Source organism: Nitrospira sp., from assembly GCA_024998565.1.
Classification (GTDB): Bacteria; Nitrospirota; Nitrospiria; order Nitrospirales; family Nitrospiraceae; genus Nitrospira_A.
The window spans coordinates 76,783-98,482 of the sequence record JACOEM010000013.1; the positions used below are offsets into that span (position 1 = coordinate 76,783).

A 21,700-nucleotide genomic window follows, 5' to 3' on the forward strand; every position below is an offset into this window, starting at 1 on the left:
ATTTTCAGCTAGGAGCAATTGTTGCTCGGACGGCAGCGGCTTCCATAGTTTTGTTAGTTTTATATTTCGTTTTGTTTCAAATTGAGGACGTACTACCATTTTTCAAGAACGATGGCTGGATACTTATTCCTTTAGCTGGTCCATTGTTTGCCGGTGGGGTAAGCGAATTTATTCTTTTAAGAGCAGAGGGACAAAAATTCGTTCGGTCGAGGGTTTGAGTTACGCCAAACTTGATCTGTAGATCTCAAGCTTTAGGGGTCGTGCAGCGTAAGGCTCGTGGAATCGATTTGAAGCCGTAATATCTAAACCGCTGTTTCTTTTGACGGATAGATTCTCTTAGGTTACTCTTTTTTTCAGCATTCCCCCGTAAATTGTCGTTTTCCCGTCATCGAATTTCGTCACAACTCCGCCGAGGAGGTCCGAAGTGAAGACTTTGCTGATGGTTCTAGCGCTCGCCGTGCTAACTGGATGTGCTGCGAGCAAAGGGTTTGATCGTGGTGCGCTGAGGAGCTCTGCTGGTCCAGTCACGACGGACCAAGCAATTGAGGATGTCCTCGCCCTCAAACCTCAACTGCCAGCTCCATTCAAACTGGGGGTGTACCTGAACAGTCATTCATGGATCTATAAGAAACGCTTCTGGACCGATGAGGAACAAAACCAATTGTTGGCTTTCGGTAGCCAACTCAAGGCTGCAGGGATCATTTCAGATATTTACTTGATCTCCGAAGACACCGTTCCAGGAAGCAATCACTGGACGTTTGGGAGCACGGCAAATCGGGAGCTCAAAGACCTGCGTTTAGCGGCAGCTCGATATGGAGCGGATGCCGTGCTTCTCATCACCGATGTTTCGGCGGTCGATCGTTATAATAACCCTGCAGCATTCTTGTACTGGACCATTATCGGAGCATATGTGGCCCCTGGCACGCATAGTGACGCACTGGTTATGCTCAGGTCTTCTCTATGGGATGTTCGAAACGGGTATCTTTACGCAACGCAAGATGCCGAGGGTGTGGCAAAAAAGATCGGACCGGCACTTCTTTTGGAAGATACTGCTTCTATCGATGAAGCGAAGAAAGTGGCGATCGCCGACTTTGGGGGAAAGCTTACTGAACGCCTGATGCGGCTCAATGCAGCAAAGCCGTCTCCCTAACCGTGTCCCAGTGCTTGATTGTTGCAACTGAAGAAACTCGATATTAGACCGATTAGTAATTGAGAGTTGCCTTACGTTGTAAGGCAAACTGAATCGTACGACTGGGATACAGTCCGTGGAGCCACAATACGAAGGGGGTTGACTGTGTTGTCCGTCAGCCCCCTTCTCTTTTCCCCAAATCCTCCTTACCTCTTCACTAAGACGACTGTTTGCCCACAGGCTTCGAAGCAACTCCACTCTTCAAAACGATCTCACAGATATGGTCGAGTCGCTCGATGTGTTCATAGGCGGCCCACGGGTCCGTCGCGACAGCGCACACACCGTGATTCATCTGTCCGACAATGTCAAACTCCAGTGTCCCATCCTTCTTCAGCCCCAAGCATTCTGCCGTCACATCGGCAAGATCACGTGACAAAGCCGGCAATGCAGGGACCGTATGGCCGACACGTGTATAGCGTGAGATCTCGGGAAACTCCGCACTCATCGCCTGCAAATCGATTCCAGCATAGATCGCAGCCACGATGTGGGTCGCATGGACGTGGACGACTGTCCTCGTCTTCTTCGTGTCCCGCTGAAGGTTCCAGTGCATCCACAGCTCCCCGGATGGCTGTTGCCCGTCACGCACCTTTGGAACAAGTTGGCCGGTCACTGGATCAGTCAGAACCTCCAAGCGCACAATGTGTTCTGGGTGGACAATCGTCTTACGCCATCCGGACGGTGTAATATACAGATACTTGCCCGCCCGCTTCCGCATGCTGATGTTACCGTCTCGCGTCGTAATCCACCCTCGTTCGTACACTCGCCTCATCACATCGCCGATTGCAGTCAACATACCCGCCTCCTTAAAGAACCAACTTTCCAACTTCTGTTATCGGTTCCTCACCCGCAACCCTTGAGGGGAGAAGGCACCGGCCCGACAGAAAATGAACAGTGCGCAGGGAGCGGCATTTCTTTATGATGAGCCGAATATGATTTCGCTGGACGGATTCATTCCCGCATTCCTGCTTCGCAATCCGCATCTCATGACCCTGGTACCTCGCTACTGGCCTCGGGAGGCGATAGGAGCACCCCTCCCTCAGGTCACACGGCGATTCACCACCGAACCGGGAACCCAGCTGCAGGGCTTCTGTCACTGGCAGCCTCACCCCACGAGCTCCCCGACCCTCATCCTGCTCCACGGGCTTGAGGGCTCCGCAGATTCCCACTACATGCGTGGGATGACGACCAAAGCCTACCGCGCTGGATTTAACGTCATCCGTATGAACCAACGTACCTGCGGCGGCACCGACCACCTGACTCCGACTCTGTACAACAGCGGGCTCAGTAACGATTATCGAACCATCATCCAGGAATTGCAGGAACGCGATCGTCTGTCTCGGATATGGCTTGTGGGATATTCAATGGGCGGGAATCTCGTCTTGAAAGCAGCAGGAGAGATGGGCCGGTCGAATCAGGCATTGGCAGGCGTGGTAGCCGTCAGTCCGAATATTGATCCCACACAGTGCGTGGCAGCCCTCGAGCAACCCAGGAATTGGCTCTACCACTGGCACTTCCTGTCGAGCTTAAAGGCGAGAATGCGAAGAAAGGCAGCACTGTTTCCCGACACATGGGATGTGTCGTCATTGGGTTCGATGAACACGATCACTCAGTTTGACGAGACCTATACCGCCCGCGACGGAGGCTATCGAGATGTCGCCGATTATTACGACCGGGCAGGAGCCCATCACGTGCTCCACCAGATCGCCGTTCCAACACTGATCATCACGGCGCAAGACGACCCATTCATTCCCGCTACGATGTTCGATACCCCGGCGATCCGACACAATTCCAATATTACACTGATGCTGCTGCGCTACGGAGGACACTGTGGATTCTTTCAACGACGGTGCCGGCGGGAGGATCGGTTTTGGGCGGAAAATAGAACCCTCGAATGGATACGTCGAATGGTCACGGCATAGACAAAGCAGTCTTCCGAGATCTGCTGCATGCCTCCACACCCATTTGGAAGAGGACAGATTCTGTCGGATTGCAATGCCCCACCGCCAGCTACTCTTCGGCGTCAGGTACTCGCTTTGATGGGCGCAGGCGGCTTGCCGAACTGTTCATCCAACCCGAGGTGAGGCCGGGCAAGAAAGGCTCCGGCAAGCTTTCTTCCGTCATCGAAGGCAGGCTGCGCAGCCTGCCACTCTGCGATAGGTGGGTTCACGGGAAGATTGACCATGAATCTCGTCCCATGGCCCACCTCACTGGCTACCTCCACATAACCCCCATGCTCCTGAACGATCTGGTGCGCAATGGTCAAGCCGAGCCCGGTCCCCTCACGCTCTCCGCTTTCGTGCTTCGTGGTATAGAACGGATCGAAGATATGGTCTAAATCCTGGGGGTCGATTCCCGGCCCACTATCCTCCACTTCAATCTGAACCCACGGCTCATTCACGGGCTTGACAAGTTTGCGGGTGCGAACGGAGAGGCGGCCGCCCTGGTCACCACCGATGGCTTCCATCGCATTGATGAATAAGTTCAACAAGACCTGCTTGATCTGTTGACGGTCCAGCTTCACGTAAGGCAGGTCGCTCGCCAGTTCTTTCTGAATCGTGATGGCCTTGCTGCTCGCCTTCACCTCGATAAAGTAGAGGCAGGAGGACACCACGTCATTCAAGCTTTCCTGGGTAAGCTTCGGCGTCATATACCGCGCGTAATCCAGAATCTCATGCACCAGCCGCTCGATCCGCTCAACGTCTTCACACACGACCTGGCTGAACTGCTCCATAAACTCCACATCGTCACGGCGATCAGGGGCCAGCTGAACGAACGTCTTGATGGACGTCAACGGGTTTCGAATCTCATGGGCAAACCCGCCGGCCATGGTTTCAAGCGATCGTAACCGGTCGGTACGACGCATCAACAATTGTGACCGGCGGAGATCTTCATACAAGAGCGCGTTGTCGATTGCGATCGCCGCATGCTGCGCCAGCGTCTTGAGGAGGGCCAACTCTTCCGTCGAATACATGCCATGATTGGCCCGGCGTCCTAAGTTGCAAAAACCAACCAGCCGGTCTTTGCTGATCAACGGGATGCAGACCTCGGACGCCAACGCTTTGAGGGTGTCGAGCAATCGCAGATGTTCCGTATCGGCCTTGTCGTATTCGATTTCCTCGCGGACAAGGGCGGTCTCTGTTCGCAACAACGTCTTGGGAAACTCTCCCTCCATCTTAATCGGAGGCACCACGACCTCACGCGTGACGAACCCGTAAGAGGCGGTCAGACTGTAGATCCCTTGCTCCTTGTCCAGCACATAGACGGAGGCCGTTTTAATGTTCATTACTCGCGCGAGCGTTTGCACAATTTCTTTGGTGAGGGATTTCAGTTCCAGGATCGCCACAAGAGACTTCGAAAACTGCACCAGCGTATCGTAGGCATCGTAGCGCTCTCGAAAGAGCGTCTGCCCGATCGCCCGCTCAACCCCCTTCTGAAGGTTCGCCAAACCGCTCGATACGATCACAAATAGACCGAACAGCACCCCGGCCAGAAGATAATGGAACGTCCCGGTAAAGATCCGGATGACCAGCAAGATCATCATGTAAGCCGGAATCAGCCCCATCAACTTGATCGACAACATCACCTTCGGCCGACTCGGGACGAACGACACATCCATCAACTCGTATCGAGCGATGGCATAGGCCACGACGGTGACCGAGAGGCCGGCCAGTAAGTACCCGACCGGATAGAATCCCACGCCGTAATTCTGGAGGAAATCGAGCGAGGCAAGGAATCCCAGTGCGAGGGCCACAACCGTGTATTTCAGCTGGGCGCCAAGCAGCGGGGAGGAACTGAGGTGGAGCCGATACCCTTGATACAGCCGATACACCGTCAGCCCCCCGCCCGCCACCACATATGCGACCAACCAGGGATGGAGCACCCCGGCCTTAGGGTATCGGCCCCAATAGTAGACATACTGGCCATCAACCAGATACGGCGTGAACAACAGGCTCCAAAAAAACGCGCCGACGGCATAATTCCACACAATGAGGCGATCGTGCGCAGCCCCTCCGGAGAGACTTTGCGCAAAGTGATAGGTCAGCGCAGGCAAGAAGACCACTCCCGTGTAAATCACCTGCACCCAGAAGAGCGCCTCATCCTCGCGTGACGCGGAGAACAGCATGAAACAGCCGAATAACCAGAGACAGGCGGCCCCGCACACCGCGCTGAAGATCGTATTCGACGTGGAACGGGGATTGTTGCTGAGCACCCAGAGCGCACAAATCAGGAACAGCGTTCCGGCCAACAACGGAGGCGTGGAATGTCCGGTCGCGCGATTACTGAGTACCGCGCCGATGGACGTCGCCACGACAATAATCGCCAGCACGATGGCATACCCGAGCCCTTTGTTCAGGACGACACTGATATTCATCAGCCGGTACCGAACAATCGTGTAGGCCATCAATGCCGTATACATCGTGATGAGCACCGTGCCGTAGGGCAACAGCGGCACGCCATACCAGAGAGGGAAATTCGTGGCCCCGCCCGCATACCCGATGATGCTGGCGGCCAGCATGTACGCATATTGATGGCGCCGAATGCCGTTCGCATCCCGAAGGGCGACCCCGACGAGCGAGGTCGCATAGACGACATACCAGAGGAAATACAGCAGGAAGGGATGGAAGAAGAGGCCGGGAACCGGCCAAAAAGAGAACGACATCGCAGGGTGCACCCCGGCCACGAACCAGGGCGTCGTATCGGCCAGCAGAAATAGTGCCGCCAGACCATAGCCGATCTTCAGGGCTTTGGCGTGACGCGCCGCAATGTCAAGAAATGTGACGGTGTGGTGAAAATACAGAATCGGGATGAGCGATGCGCCGGCCATCACCAAGCGCAGCAGACTCAGCGCAAGATCTTTGGATTCCGTGAGCTGCCAGCCGCAGTAGAAGACGCTCCAAAAGGCAATGCTCAGACAGTACAGCCCGTAAATCCGGTTGCGTGCAGCGGTAGGATCCCGGAAGTAGACGAACATTCCGAGCCCGGTCGCAGCTAACGCATTCACCAGGGCGCTGAACGCGAGCACTTTCATCTCAGGTACTCTGGTAAAGCCGAGGCCGTGTCATCATGCCGCCACCGTGACGTTCGCCAAACCCTTATCGGCCACGGCAATGAGTGCTTGGTTTCCGAACGTAGAATAGACCCGCGGATGCGTGACGCCGGCGGCGCGCAACAAACTTTCTAGTTCCGCCTGGTAATGGAAATGAAAAATGCCTTCGCCTTCGCGCTCTTTGATTCTACCAGAATTGTCCAGGAGACGACGCCCTTCTTCAATTTGGTCCGGCGTCTGAGCCGTCTCAACAAAGCTGCGATAAATCGCCGAGAGATCGGCATACGGCTTCAGGTTGGAAATCACCAACCGTCCATTGGGAGCCAACACGCGCAGATATTCCCGGAGCGTGAACAGCGGGTCGCGCACGTACCCGATCACAAGATTACACACGACCCGGTCGAAGGAACGATCGGGAAACGGCAGCGGAGACTCCAGGTCGGCCCGGCAGACGCGCATCGACATCGGCACATAGGCTCGCAGCCCTTCATAAAACTGCCCCTGTAGCGCCGCCCCCACCTGCTCGAAGTTGGTCATGGCCTGTGTCAGCGCCGTCGGGACAAAATCCACCCCGACATAGTCGGGCGAGCGAAAATCTCCGCGCCGGGCATAGCGCTGGCGAAACGCCTGATTGAGCTGCAGAAACACACCGAGGTTCCCGTTGCCGCACCCGGCATCCAGAATCCGTTCCCCGTGATGGCAGTCGCCCATCAGGCGATAGACATGATCCATGAGCCGCCAAAAATCGGCCACGTTCGGAATCGTCTGGAAATTATGTAAGTACTCCTGCCAGAACGCCACATGATCCGACTTGCCCATCGGCCGACGTTTCTTGCTGCGTTCGCGTTCCGCGCGGTTCTGCACGCCGATTTCTCGATGCGATGGTTCGACCATCCGCGCCATCGACCGTGCCGGCCACAACGCCTCCTGACAGCACAGGGCAATTTGGCGGTAGACGGTGCGGGCTTTCCGGGGGCTCTCTTGAAGTCGATGCAAGGCGCCCGGCACCACATAGGAGTGGCGGAGATTCGCACCCATCGCTGCACCGACGGCCTCGATGGAGGACGGATCGACCCAGGCATCCTGCTCGGCATGAAACAGGACGACGGGAGCATGAAGGCGCTCGGCGTCCTGCTCGGTGCTGCGGAGGTCGGCATAACCTCCCTGAACAGCATGCTCCAGCCAACGATCCGCATCGATGGTCAGGCCGAGTATGTTGACCACTCCTTTTCGCACACCGGCCAGATGTTCGCTGATCAGATCCTCTTGATGGACGGCCTGCAACGTATGCTGAACATCCATGATTCCATTAATCAGCGCCAGCAGCCCCAGGTGAGGAACTCGCCCGGCCACCTTAAGCGCGACACGACCGGCCAGGCTGGTCGCCACAAGACCGATGGATCGACCCGGCCATTGGGAGGCCACGTAATCCAGCACGGTCTCCAGATCGGCCTCCATATCCTCCAGGCGAAACTGTGTGACCAACCCATCGCTCTCTCCGACATGATTGACATTGTCGAAGCGCACGACATGAAACCCATTGCCGGCCAGGTAATAGGCCAACGGCACATAATCGCGTTTGCTCTCCCCATACCCCGGAGCCAACACCACAATCGGTGCATCGTCCGACACATCGGTTCGGGGCCGATCGTGACAGAGCGCGATACGATGACCGGACGGGCGGACACACTCCGAGAATTCACTGATGACGGAAGGCCCTTCCGCCCTGGCCGTGCCCCCCTCGCCCTGCTGCTGCCCGAGCAGGTGCTCAATGATGTCCTCTGTCTCTTTCGCAACCGGGAGAAATCGCACACCCGCCAACACCGTCCGCCCCCCAGCCTGCCGATAACCGGAAAGGGTACCGGTCTCTCCCGGTCTTGTCCATACCACTTCGCCCACCACGGAGCAGCCGGAGGACGGCGTCGAAGCAGAAGATCCTCGCCGCGCGACACCCGGTGACACCCATCTCAGTTCCAACTCTGAACCCAGCAAATCCTCTTCGGCCGACAAACACAAACAAGCCCCGTTTGACGTCAAATCGGTCGTCAACGCCCCCGGCAACACTCGACCACCGCTTCCCAGCCGGAGACTGACCTCGGTGCTCAATCCAACCGTGATCCGCTGATGACGCCGCCGCTCCTGCCGTGGACGCTCAGGCGCCAGAGCTACGCGCGTGCGTGCGGTATGAGAAACGACCGGCTGCCTGGCCTCGGTGTCGATAAGGGTATCCTCACTCTCCTGGGTGATTAATGCGGCGACGAGATGCACCCTGTTCGGCCGTGCGCGGCCTTCGCTCATCCACATGGCGACCACCTGCTCATCACCTGGGCTCAACCGCACAAACTGAACGGCGAGTGTCACCCCTCGTTTCGTCCGACCTGAACCAAGGACACATTCGGAAACACGGATTCCGCACACAATCCCCGCACTCTCCGGCTGCTCGGTCCCGGGCTTCAGACTGAACACAATCTGCTGATTCAAGATGGCGGGGATGTCCTCGGCAAATTCCATCGAGAGCCCGCCTAAGCTCAGGCTTTTCGTCTGACCTCTCCACGCATGCTCCTGAAAGTGAAGGAGGGTGGAGATCCGAGTATCGAGGCGCCGGGAAGCCCGCCGCTCCGCCACAGAGAGGGACCAGGCATCGCTGGTTTTCTTCCGATCCGGAACCGAAGATTGCCGGCTGCTCTCCTGGCCAAGCAGGCCGATCACAGACACACTCTCTTTGCGCACAGCGATGTACTTCGACATACATTCCCTCCCGCCGTATTGAGTGCTGCGCGTTGCACAGCATCGAATTGAATACCGTGTGGACGTCGTCGCCCGCTCACAGAGCCCGCTCCGGGCGAGGCTGGACTCTTGCAAGCGCACGAACGATTCCAAAGATGCGGGAGGGGGTCGGCTGATCCAACAAGGGAGGGATTAACGACACGCACGGCCTCAGAGTTGGCACACAGCGGCTGTCATAACAACCTCATGTTCGAAGCTTATTCTAGGGAATTAGACATAATTGTCAACTCATCCGCAGGAAAAAATGCAGTTACCTACAAAAATTAACTTAGATGATAGCAACAGGCCGAACCACTCGCTTCGTCATGCCTCTCGGCACGCCGGAGGTACCACAGCAAGTCAGAACGATGACGACCGTCATGATCCTGACGCCGATTCCTCACTTTACGCAACGGCCCCGCACGGATCCGGCGAGACGCTCGTCTCCGCATCACAGCCAGAGCCATTAAGGAATTTCACGCGGCAGAATTTGCCATGTCCACGGGCATCGGTTCGCCGATGACGGTTGACGCCGCCCTCCTCAGGGACCGACATCGTGGCCCAGCGCAAGCTGGTTCGACAACGAGGCAGCCATCGGAGAATCGGTCCGGGTTGGTTGCTTTGACCCGGCAGGTATGCTACTCACAGTCCACGATAAGTCAGCCTGAGTACTCCCCGATGCGCGCACCTCATAGTCGTCCTCACGGCGGTATGTTGATCATCATCCTGGCCGGAATCATGCTTGGCTGTCAGAGCACACCGCCTATCACCGAGGGCTATCCTCATCAGCAGGCGCTACGAGGACAAACCAAGGAACAGGTGCTGGCCTGTGCCGGTCCACCCCTCCAAGAACGGGAGGAGGGAGCGGTGACCATGCTCCGGTATTATCGAGAAGCCCCCCTGCTGGAAGAATCCATGGTGTCCTCGAAGAGCAGCCGACCCACCGTGCATCACGGCTGCTGGGCAACGGTCGTGATCCAACACCAACGAGTCGACCAGGTGCGGTATCGCTTCGTACCGAGTTCCGTCGATGCCTCCAACGACTGCGAAGAGATCTTCGCCAACTGCCCGGAATGACGGCCCGGCAATACAGGAGTCCTGCTCTAGCTTGGCTGGTACTGCTCACCGGCTTGCTGACGGTGATTGCGCCCTGGCCGGAACCGGCCTTCGGGCTGGAAAAATACGGGCGCCCGCTCCCCTCCATGGATGAGCCGGAACATGAAGCGCGCGAGGAAGAGGAGACGCTGTTCGGCGGCTACCTGCTGACCGGAGCCTTTGTAAAAAATCCCACGTTCGCCGCCAGGCCTGACAATACCGGACTCGTCGGCATGCGCCACATGCTGCACTTGGAAACGGACCTCTATAAGCAATATCTCACGTTTTACACCGATCAGAACTTTTTCTCCGACCGCACCGACGGATGGATCGAGTTGACGGAATGGGACGGCACCTTTGCCTTCACCGGCGTGCTCGATCGCTTCAATTGGCGGCTGCAGTACGAACGAGATGCCCCGCTGGACCGTCGTGGCCTGAAACAGGCCTACGCCGATGCGCTCGTCACAGCCCGGTTTCAAGCGATTCAGGACTCCACCTGGTGGCGGCGTACCTTCCCGAACCAGAATCTCACGGCCTACGCCGGCGCGGGATGGCTCTTCCACAACAGTCAATACTTCGCGCGCCCCAACAACACGGGCCGGGCGTTGTTCCGATATGTCGCCCATGCCGATCTGGACGTCTACAAAAACAAGGTCGTCCTGTACGGAGACATGAATCTCTTCACCGACCGTGAAGCGAGCAACACCCTGAACCCTTCCGAGCTCGATTGGATCGTCGGCATCGCCGTCCGCTGGAAGGATACGGAACTGGCCTTCTACCGCGAAGAAGACCGGCCACTGGACCAGTCCGGCCTGGTTCAAAAGTATTACGCAGTCCAATTGCGCTTCGCGTTCGACGTGTCGAAGGGAGCCCTGGAACGGATGGGATTGAAGCGGTAGGAGGGAGACTATCGAGCGGCGAGGTGGCTACGCACATCCTGCACGTAGGTTTTAAACGGGTCTGCCATAAAGAAGGGCGCCGTTCCACGCAGTTTGAAATTCGACCAATTGATGATGTACTCGCAGGCCATTTGTTCCTCGAAATCGAGCGGTGCATCCGGCACGACTCCGGCCGCTCCGCTATCGAGCAGATGCCTGACCAACTCACCGCGTCCGAACGCCCGTGTGTTGCGAGGCGGATGCTCCTGCGCAAGGGCAACGATCTTATCGGTCGTCAGGCGCGGTCCTCGCCCCTCCTCCTCGAGACCGTAGCAGAGTCCCCGCTCAGGATGCAGATTGTGATATTCGAGGTCGAGACTCTTCAACATGGGATCGTCCCACGCACACTGCTCGGCCTCCCGATACGTCTCTAAGAGCCACAGCTTCGAGGCCCAATCGATACGACCGACCAGTTTTTCGTAGCCGCCGCGCAAGTCGGTCAACACCGACTCCCATTGCTCCAGCACCCAATCCGTCTCCTCGTCCTGGCCTTTGCAATGACGCCGGGCCGCGGCCAGAAACTGCTCCTGAATATCGACGGCCGACATCGACTGTCCCGACTCCAAGCCGACGATCCATTGGCGATCCGGGTCGCGAGAAATATCCTGCAGCGCCTCGACCGGCTCCTGGATCCCCAGACCGCGCGGGGCCTGACCGGCCTCAATCAGTTGCAACACCAGCCCAGTCGTCCCCATCTTGAGCGCCGTGGCGTATTCGGCCATATTCGAATCTCCGCACAAGAGATGAATCCGGCGGTATTGATTCGGATCGGCCAACGGCTCGTCACGTGTATTGACGATCGCACGGTTGTGTTGCACCCACTCGAAGAAATCGTTGACGATGTAGTCGGCCCGTTGAGAAATCTGGAACGGCACGATCGATCGATCCTGCGCATCCCGCAGCCCCGGCCGATGCAGGATGAGTCCTCCGACTTGCACCCATTCGTTGGGGTCGCTCGCGCAGCCGATGCGGCCCGCCCCGGTGAAAATCTGGCGGGTGACAAGGAAGGTGACCAGCGGCGCCAGGCCGCGCCGGGAAAAAGGAAATTGTCGCGTGACGAGGTAGTTTTCGTGCGAGCCGAACGTTGCATCGGTCTCGTGATCGATATTGTTCTTGATGAGCGACACCGTCTCGTCCAGCCCCAGCGCCGTCACCGCATCTTGAATAATGCGATCTCCGGCACGATCCGATGCCACCAGATCCGCCAGGGTCGTACACTCCGGAGAGGCGTATTCCAGATGCCCCATGTCGATGTAGATGCGCCCGGCATTCGTCAAGAACCCGCCATTTCCAGGTGGCTCATCGTGTCCACGATGGTGCAGGTCGAGGACCCCTCGCCGTTCGATTTGAAAAATGTGGTCGCGAATCCGCTGCGCCACCCAGGAGGGGGAATGGTCGGGCCGATCCTGGTTCACAAGGAGGCCGTATTCCGTTTCAAGCCCGAAGATACGGTTCAACATGTTAGGTGGCGGCCGGTGCGCTGACAGCCGGCGGTAGCAGACCGCCCAGTTCAGCGGGACGAAGCGCGCGATATTTGGCCGATCCAGGCCCGCGGCGCTCCAACAGGACACATTCTAGTGCTTTCTCGGCAACGGTCTGACGCACATGCGCCAGCAACGCCGCCTTGTCAGGGAGGCTCGAACCGTCGCCCTCCGTCTGTTCTTCCGATACCCGGGTTGAGGAAGACTCCGCAGCCGGGGACTCGGACGCCGCTTGAGCTAACGAGCCGACGGCCCAGGTACACAGGGCGAGTTCCACGGCCTGCGCCAGCGAGGCCTGCGCAAACGCCGGTTGCGATTCGACATACCGTCGCATCCGGCCCTGCACGGAAGCCTTCGCGCCCAATGCCGCCCAGCCCCGGCTTTCCTCGAAATTTCCGTCGTAGTTGATCGAGAGAAACAGGTCTCGCTCGGGTTTCACGCCCAATTCAGCAAGGAGAATTTTGGCAATGAAGGGCGCTTTATAAATTTCTTCAAAGGCCTGCTTGATGGTCGGTGCCAGCCCATACTTCATGAGCCTGGCGCCGGTGACATCGGAGGGCGATCGATTGAATCCCTCCACATGGGCCATCTCCAGGAGGGAGAAGCGCAGCTTTTCCAGATCTGCCGGGTGCCCCATTCCGCCCAGCGCAATACGATCGTAAATCTCATACAGCTTGGGCGTTCCACGGCTGACGGTCAGCATCAATATCCCGTCGGCACAGGCCAATGCGACGACCGGTGAGCCCTTCGCAAACTGCTCATCGAGATACTGGCGTCGATTGCCGACCGCCTCAATCCACCGATAGGGTTCTTCATACATAACGTGCCACCTTCACCATAGGGATCAATAACCAGCACCATAGGGATCAATAACCAGCCGTTTATCTGTTAGCGTCCGCGCAGCACTTCGCTCTCGTACAATCGTTTCAATTCCGCATCCGGAAGGGTCTGCACACCGGACGCCTTGATGAGTTTCACCACCGGATAGAGATTCAGCTCCCGATTCACCCCGCCCGTGGCTGAATCGAATTCCGCTGCACTGGACAGCAACCGGAGCGCCTGGATCGTGGCCTGCTCCTCAGGGAGGGTGGCCAAGGGCTGCGGGCCCCAGGTGTTCACATAATGCAGGATCCCGCGAATCGTCGGCGAACCGGAACCGGACACCGCATACTCCACCGCTTCGAACTCGGCCCCAAGAATGTCGTAGAAATAAATTTTGGCAGACTCCTGCTCCTGGTCATATCCGGCAAAGACGGGAACCACCGCCCCGGTCCCTGCCAACGCCGCCGGCACGTTCTCCTTGAGCAACTTGGAGACCGCCCGCAGCTTGCCTTCGAAACTCAACTCCTGCAATTGCGTGCGCCGGTAATATTTGAATGAGTGCTCCAACACGCGCACCATCTCATACGCCGTCGCCGGCACCCCTGCGATGGCCATCACGCTATGGCGATCGATCTCCAGCACCTTGTCGGTGCGGTCGTACATCACCATGTTGCCCGCCGTCGCCCGGCGATCGCCTGCGACCAAGACACCATCGCGATACTTCAAGGCCAGAATTGTGGTGGCAGTCGGAACCTCCATCCCGGCCGCCGCGGCCACAGGATTCCCGAACTGATACCCCTGCTCCTTCAAGAGCTGAAAAAAGTCCCCTTGCATCCCCATTGCTTACCTCGTTAGACGTGAAACGTCAAAGGTGGACCAACGATCGCTTCAATCCTCAGACCCGCGACCTTTCACGTTTCACTTTTTACCTTTCACGTTTATTGGCCCGTACGTTGCCGGTAACGCTCTGCTTGCTTCGGATCGACCTTCCGCATCCGCTTCAGCAGATTGTCCTTATCCGGCGAGCCCGTTTCAGGCCGGCGAGGCCCCCCGCCTTCTTCCGACGGCCCCGACGGTTTCGGCATGGGATCGCCCGGTGCCTCACGACGTTCCGGCATCAACATATATCGCATGGTTACCCGTCCTTTCGTCTCGACCACGCCGCCAGCGCATCGGCTGGAGACGCCGCAGCTTCCAACAACGCGGCACAGGCCTGCACCGCATCCGGCTCGAAGAGGTCACCCATCTCAAGTGTCCGCGCACGCAGCCCCCCGGAAAACTGCACCCGCTCCCATTGCATCCCCGTGATCTGCTCCGGGAACCGTCTCACACACAATCCGCGAAGCCCGCCTCTGGTATCTGAGGGTCCCGCCACCAGAGCCTGCGCGATGTCACGCTCGCTCGTCATGCGCCAGGTCTTCCCTTCCATTTCGAGACCCAGAAACAGGCCGCGGTCGGGGTTCACATTGTGGTATTCCAGGTCCAAGCTGGCGAGCCATGGATCTTCCCACACCAGCCGCTCTTCCCGCATGAATGTCTCGAGCAGCCACTGCTTGGTCACCCAGTCGAGTTTGCCGACTAATTGCGTGCGATTCTGACGAAGCGCACCGAGAGTCTCCTGCCATTCCCGCAATACCCAGTCGGCGTCCGGATCACTGCCCGCACAGCATCGACTCGCCACGTTCCAGTATTCTTCCTGAATCGCCAGTCCCGATATCGTCCGGCCATCCTTCAATCGCACCGTCGTTTTCAACTCAGGGTCTCTGGAGAGCTGCTTGATCGCCGCCACCGGCTGTTCCAATTCCAGGCCTGGGTCCTCTCCACGCTGGAGCAGGTCCAGCACCAGCCTGGTGGTGCCGACCTTGAGCGCCGTCGCGTATTCGCACATGTTCGCGTCGCCGAGAATCAGGTGCAGCCGCCGGTACTTCGTCCGGTCGGCATGCGGCTCATCTCGCGTATTCAGGATGGGCCGGTTGTGCATCGTGTCGACGCCTAATTCAGCCTCCATGAAGTCGGCCCGCTGCGAAATCTGAAAGGGACCGGGCACAAACCCGGACTCTTGCGCCTCCATCCCCACCTTCCCGGCTCCGGCCACCAGTTGCCGGCTCACCAGAAACGGCAACAGGCCACTGACCAATTGAGCAAAGGGCAGGGAACGCGACACCAGAAAGTTGTCGTGGCAACCGTAACTGTGGCCGTGAAAGTCGGTGTTATTTTTATAGAGTTGGACATGCGCACCGCCGAGCTGCTGATTCCGTCGATCCGCCGCGCGCTGCACAATACGTTCTCCGGCCCGGTCATGGGCCAGCAGATCTTTGAGCGTGCGACATTCCGGCGTGGAATATTCGGGATGCGTATGGTCGTTGTAAAACCGCGCGCCGTTCGGCAGGACCAGATCGCTCTTCATCTCGTGAAAGGAAAATGGTCGATGCGCATCGACCTTGGCGAAGTCGTCCTCTTCCTTGTCCTGTTGCAGACCCGAGACCCGGAAACCGCGCGCATCCTCGTGCGGATCTTCACCCCGATAGTCCCAGCGCCGTTCAAACTTGCCGGGCAAGTGAGCACGGACCAGTTCCATCGATTCCTCGACGGGATCGACAGCATCCAGATCCTCACGGGTGATGCCATATTCCGTTTCAATACCGAAGAGATGCATAGGCTGTGTCAAATAATCTGGTTGACCAATCGCTCTTCCGTCGGCCGCCCGCGGCGGAACGACGACACACCGACAACCTGCTCGGGATGGTGATCCAGCAGTTTGAGCCATTCTTCGGCCGCATCGTCCGGCGGCAACATCTCGCCTTCGCGATATTCCTCCTGCACCGCATCGAGCAGATCTTGCGCGCGGATTCCGTCCCCGGCAGGCGCTCCGGCCTCTGCCACCACCCGCTCGATCGCCTTCTCCTTCGCCCGCTGGACGATAGAGGACAGGATCGCACCGCTGACGAGATCGCCTCGATACAGCACCTTGTTCTGGCCGTTCCGTAGCCGAATCGATAACACGCGGTTCTGATCGGTCCGCGCGAACAGACTCTCGACCACCTGCTCAATGACGGCGCGGCGGGCGGCTTCATGGTCCTGCCCGTTCCGTTCCAGCAACTCGCGGTCGAGCGGCAACGACGGCGTGAGGTACACCGCGAGAATCTCCACGGCCGCCTCCCGACTCGGCCGCGCGACCTTGATCTTCCGATCGATTCGACCTGGCCTGAGGATCGCCGGATCGATCAGATCCGGCCGGTTGGACGCCAGAATGATCACCACATCCTGGAGCGACTCGATGCCGTCCATTTCGGCGCAGAACATCGGCACCAGCGTATTGTTGATGTTGAACGATCGCATCGACCGCCTGGTCCCCAATACGGACTCGGCTTCGTCGATGAAAATGAACGGCAGAGCCCCCTCTTTCCGTCTGGCGCGCGCCTTGGCAAACAAGTCCCGGACGATCCGCTCGGATTCGCCCAGCCACATGTTCAGAATCTCCGGCCCCTTGATGTGCAGGAACGCGCCGCTCGTGACCGGCGGGTTCTTCGATTTGCCATCCGCAGAAGCCTGTCCCTGTGATTCACGGACGAGCTGAGCCAGGCTGGCAGCTGCGGCCTGCCCGATCAAGGTCTTGCCGCAGCCCGGCGGGCCATAGAGCAGGAAGCCCTTCGGCTGCGTGAATTGATATTTCGTGAAGGTGTCGGCGTGGAGCAGCGGATATTCGATGGCTTTCCGGATGGCTTCGATCGCCTGATGCTGTCCGCCGATTTGCTCCCACGTCACGCTGGGCACTTCATCGAGCAAGTGCGTCCGCGCCTGGCGATTTTCAAATTTCTCGATGGCGATCCGGTGTGTCGGCTCGATCCGGACTTCGTCGCCGGCTTTGAGATCGGCCCCCAGCAAATCGCTGGACCGCTGCAGGATCAACGCCTGCCGGCCCATATCCTGCTCGAAACGGATGCGGCCATCCGGCAACACTTCGGCCACCTTCAGCACCGGCCCGTTGCGGTCATACCCCAGGGCCTTGATCACCGTATAGGCTTCATTCACCAGAATTTGCGTGCCGATCTTGAGCTCCTCGACCGGGAGGCGCGGGTCGATGTTGGCGTAATACTCCGCCCCTCCGACAACGATGCGCGCCACCGCGTCCGCCGGCACGTCGAGCAACAGGCCGACTCGATTGGCAGGCGCCGTCAGTTTGGCCACCACCTCGTTGAGTTTCTTCAGTTCGGTATCGCGCCGGTCCTGGGCAACCGACTGGGCCGTGATCACATGTCGCAATTTATAGAGCAGCTTCTGGCGCGGGTCGCCGTCCGGAAACGCGGCCAGACATTCTTCTATCAGTTCGATCGGATCAGACGAGGCAGAGGCCTCACGGCGCGGCGGCTGCTGCCCGCCCGACTCTGGCTGATCCGGATTTCGATGGTCGCTCATATCAATTCCTCCGGCTGGTCCAACTCCGGTCATCCTAACACAGAGCACAACCGCACTGTCGCTTCGACAGGATGCTGAAAAAGCCCGTCAGCGTCGTTCTCGCCGCGTTCAGATCCTCAACGTACCCCAAGGGTACGCCTGCGGATCTTCACTTGCTGAGGCCTCGCTGAACGGCCTTTTTGAGCATCCTGCGGGGACAGTCTACCTGTCCTCCACACATGCAGGCCATGAATATGGCCGCCGATAGAATAATTTTTCGGCGGTCTGTCGAAGCTCACCGACTCAACACCTGCCTTGGCTAATTGACCGCCTGCAGCGGCGCTATCACCTGGAGCCGGCGTTTGCCCCGGACGTAGTCGATCGTCACCTCGTCGCCGACTTTGTGTTTTTCCATCAGATCCATCAAATCGTCGATGGTTTCGACCGGCTGGCCATCCACCGCCACGATAATATCGCCCAGTTCGATCCGGCCGCCGACGGTCTCACGCGCCCCGTGCAGCCCGATCCGTTCGGCGATGCTCCCCCGGCCCACCTTGCCGATGATCACGCCTTTGACACCCCAACGACGGGCCATGGCATCCGGCACTAAAGAGATGCCCAGTCCGGGCCGGATCAGCTTTCCATGCTTGATCAACTCCGGCACGATCCGGCTGACCGTATCGACGGGCACCGCGAACCCGATGCCCGCAAACGCGCCGCTCGGGCTCATGATCTGGGTATTCACGCCGATCAACCGGCCGCCGCTGTCCAGCAGCGGCCCCCCGGAGTTGCCCGGGTTGATCGCCGCATCGGTTTGGATCACGCCTTCGATCGTCCGGTTGCTCATCGACTTGATCGTGCGGCCGAGGGCGCTCACGACTCCGGTGGTCAGGGTATGGTCGAGCCCGAAGGGATTGCCGATGGCCAGCACCTTCTGCCCGACACGCAGCGACTGGGAATTGCCGATGATCACCGGCTGGAGCGCGGTTTCTGGAGCCTGAATCTGCAAGACCGCAAGATCGTGATCCGGATCGGCGCCGACGACTTTCGCCTTGTATTCGGTGCGATCGGCCAAGGTCACCGTGATCGCATCCGCGCCGTATATGACATGATAGTTGGTGACGATGTGGCCCTGCCGGCTCCACACGAAGCCCGTCCCCGAGCCTTGCGGCACTTCGAACAGATTAAACGACCAGGGATCGCGCTGCATCGCCGTGTTGGCGATGAACACCACCGACCTGGTGGCGCGTTCAAACACGGCGATGGTCGCCTGTTCCTCCGGGCTGAGCTCGGTCGGCGCGGCCGATTGCGCAATCAACAGCCCGTTCATGCCCTCTGCAGCCGGAAGCCAGCCCGGCGATGACACAACCATCGTCAGCACCGCCACCAACGCAGCCCTCAACCGCTGTCCACTCCGCCTCTCCCGGCCCGGCCGCATCCTATTCACCGATGACCTGCAGCACCAGGTCCCTCGTTCGTGCGCGCGTATCGAAATCCAGCACGACGATCTGTTGCCAGGTGCCCAGCGTCATCGCCCCGTCGTTGAAGGGAATGGTGAGCGACTGGCCCTGCAATTGGCCACGCAGGTGGCTGTGGCCGTTGTCCTCTCCCGCGTTGCGCACATTGTGCTGCCAGCCAGGATCGGCTGGAATCAACCGTTCCCACAGCGCTTTTGTATCGGCGCGGATACCCGGCTCATCCTCGATGATCAATACCGACGCGGTCGTGTGTTTGATAAAAATCGTGAGAATGCCGGCATGTAATTGCGTCTGTTTCAAGGCCGCCTGGACCCGCCCGGTAATATTCTCCACCCGGCAATCGCCCTGCATCTTCACCTGCATCGAAAGACTTCTAACCGGCATGTAGTGACTCCTGACCCGCCCGGCGCAGGAACGTACGCTCGCGCCTGGACAACGACCGCCCCCTGGCCTCTTCCAATACGCGATCGAATACCCCTTCCGCCGCAAGCGCCCGCAAGGCCTGCACCACGGGACGACTGATGATCCCTTCACCTTGCAGAGCATCCAGATAGGCGAAGGCTTCCGACACATCTTCACGCTGCCGCACATAATAGTCTCGCCCGCGACGCTGATTGCTATAGGCCTCGAACTGTTCGCAAGCCACCAGGATTTCCGCCAACTCCCGAACCCAGGGCTGCGCGCCTTTCAGCTTCTCAGGATAGTAGTAATACAGCATGATCCGGCTCATCCATGGCGACCAGGTCACCGCCAACTCACGCAGGCGCGGTTTCACGGCACGCAAGCGGGCGGCCAGTCTGCGGGCGTACCCCAGCCGCATTTCCACCTGCTCGCAGGCCCAGGCATTCAGTTCGATACCTGCCGCTTCCATTGCGCTTCGATACCGCGAAACAAAGGCCTCGGTTTCCCGCCCGTAACGGGTCTCCGGGTGAAGAGCGCGCCATTCACGCGGCCTGGTGGGAATGCCCTGCGCGCGGGCCCAAGACCAGATCCGGCCGAAGAGCCGTCGATCCAACCCGGCCCGACCTAGATCATGCAGAATGCAGGCGATCTGATACTGTGTGGCTCGCGCCGGCGGGTGTCCCATGCGCTGAGCCACCGCGGCGCACATCCGGGCCGTCCGGAGAGCATGCGGGCAATCGTAGCCCTTGATCAGCCGTCCGGGTCGGCGCGGGTCGGGATAGTCATAGAGATGCAGCAGTTGAGAAACGAGTGTCCGCGGAACAAGCAGCGGAGGGGACGTCATACGTGTAGGTGCCATGCAGGGGTGACGAGTCGCAGTCGATGATCGAACGGCAGAATATCGTCCGTGAAAAGAACGTGTCAAGCAAACCACGACCCGGGCAGAGGATTTCCTCGCACTCACTGCGGGGCTTTGTTATTCTGAGAGCGATGCTGACCGACAACCGGGAGGGGATCATGGCGAAGACGCGGTCCATGCACATTGTTGTGGGAAGCGCCTGCCTCCTACTGGCCCAAGCCTTCACTCCCCTGTTCGCCGCTGCAGCCGAACTGGTCGATTTGAGCGGCAAAGCCGCCGCCTTCGTCACCCTGCGCAGTCGGGATAATTTTTCGAGCGAATACCGGTACGATGTGACGGTCCGCAACAATTCCGCCGATCTCTTCATCGCCGACTCCCTCATCATCGTCCTGGATCGCATTACCAATATCGGCGGGCAGGATCGTGAGAACCTGACCGGCGAATCCCTCCTGAACCGAATGGAAATCATCGGCCAGGACGGCACCACTGAGGACGGAAGACCGTTCTTTCGCGTCCCGCAAGGATCGGGGCCTGACCTCACCCCGAACAGCGAGAGCCTCCCTGTGACCGTCCGCATCCGGAACCGGGACTATGTCGCGGTCTTTACCCCGTCTTTCCGGGTCATGGGGCAAAAACGGGACGCACCTAAACAGAAAAACACGGCGGCGGCCGCTGCCGCCGCGGCCGCACCGCACAAGGCCACCACGGACAAGCTGATTCAACTCCTGATCAAGAAGGGCCTGATCACGCCGCAGGAAGCCCAGTCTCTGAGCCAACCATGAGCCCCCCAGTCTGCAAGGCCTGTGTCGGCACCTGGCCCAGCCGGGAACAGTTCATCGCCGATTGCGGACTCACCCGGGCCTACCTGCATGACGATCAGTTCTTCCCAGGCTGGACCGTGCTCGTCCTGAAACGCCACGCCACGGAACTCTTCCACCTCTCTCGCGACGAACGCAGTCGGCTCATAGATGAAGTGTCCGGGGTCGCGGCCCTGCTCGCGCAAGAGTGGCAGGCGGTGAAGATCAATTATGAATTGCTCGGTAACCAGCTCCCGCATATCCATTGGCATCTGATTCCGCGCCTTCCTCGGGATCCCGCGCCGCTCGAACCGGTGTGGCGTATTGCACACGAACCGGTTCGACTTGAACCGACCGCACTCGCTTCGGAAATCGACCGTCTCAGAAACATCTGGCCGTTTCATCCAAACCAGTCCGCCCTAAACCCCTGA

18 protein-coding genes are annotated in these 21,700 nt (G+C 58.9%); 6 read left to right on the forward strand and 12 right to left on the reverse strand.

Annotation, left to right across the window (positions count from 1 at the left end; translation table 11 throughout):
• Nucleotides 1-424: 424 nt before the first annotated feature.
• Complete coding sequence (locus H8K11_17755; protein MCS6265594.1) at nucleotides 425-1,150, forward strand: hypothetical protein; 726 nt, start codon at nucleotides 425-427, stop codon at nucleotides 1,148-1,150.
• Nucleotides 1,151-1,346: 196 nt separating this feature from the next.
• On the opposite strand, the gene H8K11_17760 is transcribed toward H8K11_17755, so the two are convergent.
• The gene (locus H8K11_17760) at nucleotides 1,347-1,982 is read right to left on the reverse strand and encodes a class II aldolase/adducin family protein (protein ID MCS6265595.1); all 636 of its coding nucleotides are present in this window, start codon (nucleotides 1,980-1,982) and stop codon (nucleotides 1,347-1,349) included.
• A 136-nt stretch (nucleotides 1,983-2,118) separates the two neighbouring features.
• On the opposite strand from H8K11_17760, the gene H8K11_17765 reads away from it, so the two are divergent.
• Nucleotides 2,119-3,108 carry an alpha/beta fold hydrolase gene (locus H8K11_17765; protein ID MCS6265596.1) on the forward strand — a complete coding sequence of 330 codons (990 nt, stop codon included), beginning with the start codon at nucleotides 2,119-2,121 and terminating at the stop codon, nucleotides 3,106-3,108.
• Nucleotides 3,109-3,209: 101 nt separating this feature from the next.
• Here the strand turns inward: H8K11_17765 and H8K11_17770 are convergent, their stop codons facing one another.
• Nucleotides 3,210-6,218, reverse strand: coding sequence for a GAF domain-containing protein (locus tag H8K11_17770; protein ID MCS6265597.1), 3,009 nt, complete (start codon nucleotides 6,216-6,218; stop codon nucleotides 3,210-3,212).
• A gap of 33 nt (nucleotides 6,219-6,251) precedes the next feature.
• A complete protein-coding gene (locus H8K11_17775; GenBank protein MCS6265598.1) occupies nucleotides 6,252-8,984 on the reverse strand; it encodes an alpha/beta hydrolase in 2,733 nt (910 codons plus the stop codon).
• Nucleotides 8,985-9,680: 696 nt separating this feature from the next.
• Between H8K11_17775 and H8K11_17780 the strand changes: the two genes are divergently transcribed.
• Both H8K11_17780 and H8K11_17785 read left to right on the forward strand, forming a co-directional pair.
• Nucleotides 9,681-10,079, forward strand: coding sequence for a hypothetical protein (locus H8K11_17780; protein MCS6265599.1), 399 nt, complete (start codon nucleotides 9,681-9,683; stop codon nucleotides 10,077-10,079).
• Complete coding sequence (locus H8K11_17785) at nucleotides 10,076-10,996, forward strand: hypothetical protein (GenBank protein ID MCS6265600.1); 921 nt, start codon at nucleotides 10,076-10,078, stop codon at nucleotides 10,994-10,996. The genes H8K11_17780 and H8K11_17785 overlap by 4 nt, the downstream gene beginning before the upstream one ends.
• A gap of 8 nt (nucleotides 10,997-11,004) precedes the next feature.
• Here H8K11_17785 and H8K11_17790 read toward each other — a convergent pair whose 3' ends face one another.
• The 9 genes from H8K11_17790 to H8K11_17830 all read right to left on the reverse strand — a co-directional run bounded on the left by H8K11_17790 (nucleotide 11,005) and on the right by H8K11_17830 (nucleotide 20,472).
• Nucleotides 11,005-12,495: a proteasome accessory factor PafA2 family protein gene (locus tag H8K11_17790; GenBank protein MCS6265601.1), complete on the reverse strand. Its 1,491-nt coding sequence runs from the start codon at nucleotides 12,493-12,495 to the stop codon at nucleotides 11,005-11,007.
• 1 nt (nucleotide 12,496) lies between these two features.
• The gene (locus tag H8K11_17795; protein MCS6265602.1) at nucleotides 12,497-13,336 is read right to left on the reverse strand and encodes a proteasome subunit alpha; all 840 of its coding nucleotides are present in this window, start codon (nucleotides 13,334-13,336) and stop codon (nucleotides 12,497-12,499) included.
• Nucleotides 13,337-13,404: 68 nt separating this feature from the next.
• Nucleotides 13,405-14,178: a proteasome subunit alpha gene (locus H8K11_17800; GenBank protein ID MCS6265603.1), complete on the reverse strand. Its 774-nt coding sequence runs from the start codon at nucleotides 14,176-14,178 to the stop codon at nucleotides 13,405-13,407.
• A 98-nt stretch (nucleotides 14,179-14,276) separates the two neighbouring features.
• The gene (locus H8K11_17805; protein MCS6265604.1) at nucleotides 14,277-14,471 is read right to left on the reverse strand and encodes a ubiquitin-like protein UBact; all 195 of its coding nucleotides are present in this window, start codon (nucleotides 14,469-14,471) and stop codon (nucleotides 14,277-14,279) included.
• Between the two features lie 2 nt (nucleotides 14,472-14,473).
• Nucleotides 14,474-15,994 (reverse strand): proteasome accessory factor PafA2 family protein, encoded by a 1,521-nt coding sequence (locus tag H8K11_17810; protein ID MCS6265605.1) that lies wholly within the window; start codon nucleotides 15,992-15,994, stop codon nucleotides 14,474-14,476.
• A gap of 8 nt (nucleotides 15,995-16,002) precedes the next feature.
• On the reverse strand, nucleotides 16,003-17,754 hold the full coding sequence (locus H8K11_17815) for an AAA family ATPase (protein ID MCS6265606.1): 1,752 nt from the start codon (nucleotides 17,752-17,754) through the stop codon (nucleotides 16,003-16,005).
• A 298-nt stretch (nucleotides 17,755-18,052) separates the two neighbouring features.
• On the reverse strand, nucleotides 18,053-19,171 hold the full coding sequence (locus H8K11_17820; protein MCS6265607.1) for a trypsin-like peptidase domain-containing protein: 1,119 nt from the start codon (nucleotides 19,169-19,171) through the stop codon (nucleotides 18,053-18,055).
• Between the two features lies 1 nt (nucleotide 19,172).
• On the reverse strand, nucleotides 19,173-19,574 hold the full coding sequence (locus H8K11_17825; protein ID MCS6265608.1) for a YjbQ family protein: 402 nt from the start codon (nucleotides 19,572-19,574) through the stop codon (nucleotides 19,173-19,175).
• Nucleotides 19,575-19,584: 10 nt separating this feature from the next.
• Nucleotides 19,585-20,472: an HD domain-containing protein gene (locus tag H8K11_17830; GenBank protein MCS6265609.1), complete on the reverse strand. Its 888-nt coding sequence runs from the start codon at nucleotides 20,470-20,472 to the stop codon at nucleotides 19,585-19,587.
• A gap of 158 nt (nucleotides 20,473-20,630) precedes the next feature.
• Between H8K11_17830 and H8K11_17835 the strand changes: the two genes are divergently transcribed.
• Both H8K11_17835 and H8K11_17840 read left to right on the forward strand, forming a co-directional pair.
• Nucleotides 20,631-21,254, forward strand: coding sequence for a hypothetical protein (locus tag H8K11_17835; GenBank protein ID MCS6265610.1), 624 nt, complete (start codon nucleotides 20,631-20,633; stop codon nucleotides 21,252-21,254).
• Entirely contained in the window at nucleotides 21,251-21,700 is a 450-nt protein-coding gene (locus tag H8K11_17840) for an HIT family protein (protein ID MCS6265611.1), read from the forward strand. Before H8K11_17835 ends, H8K11_17840 begins: the two co-directional genes overlap by 4 nt.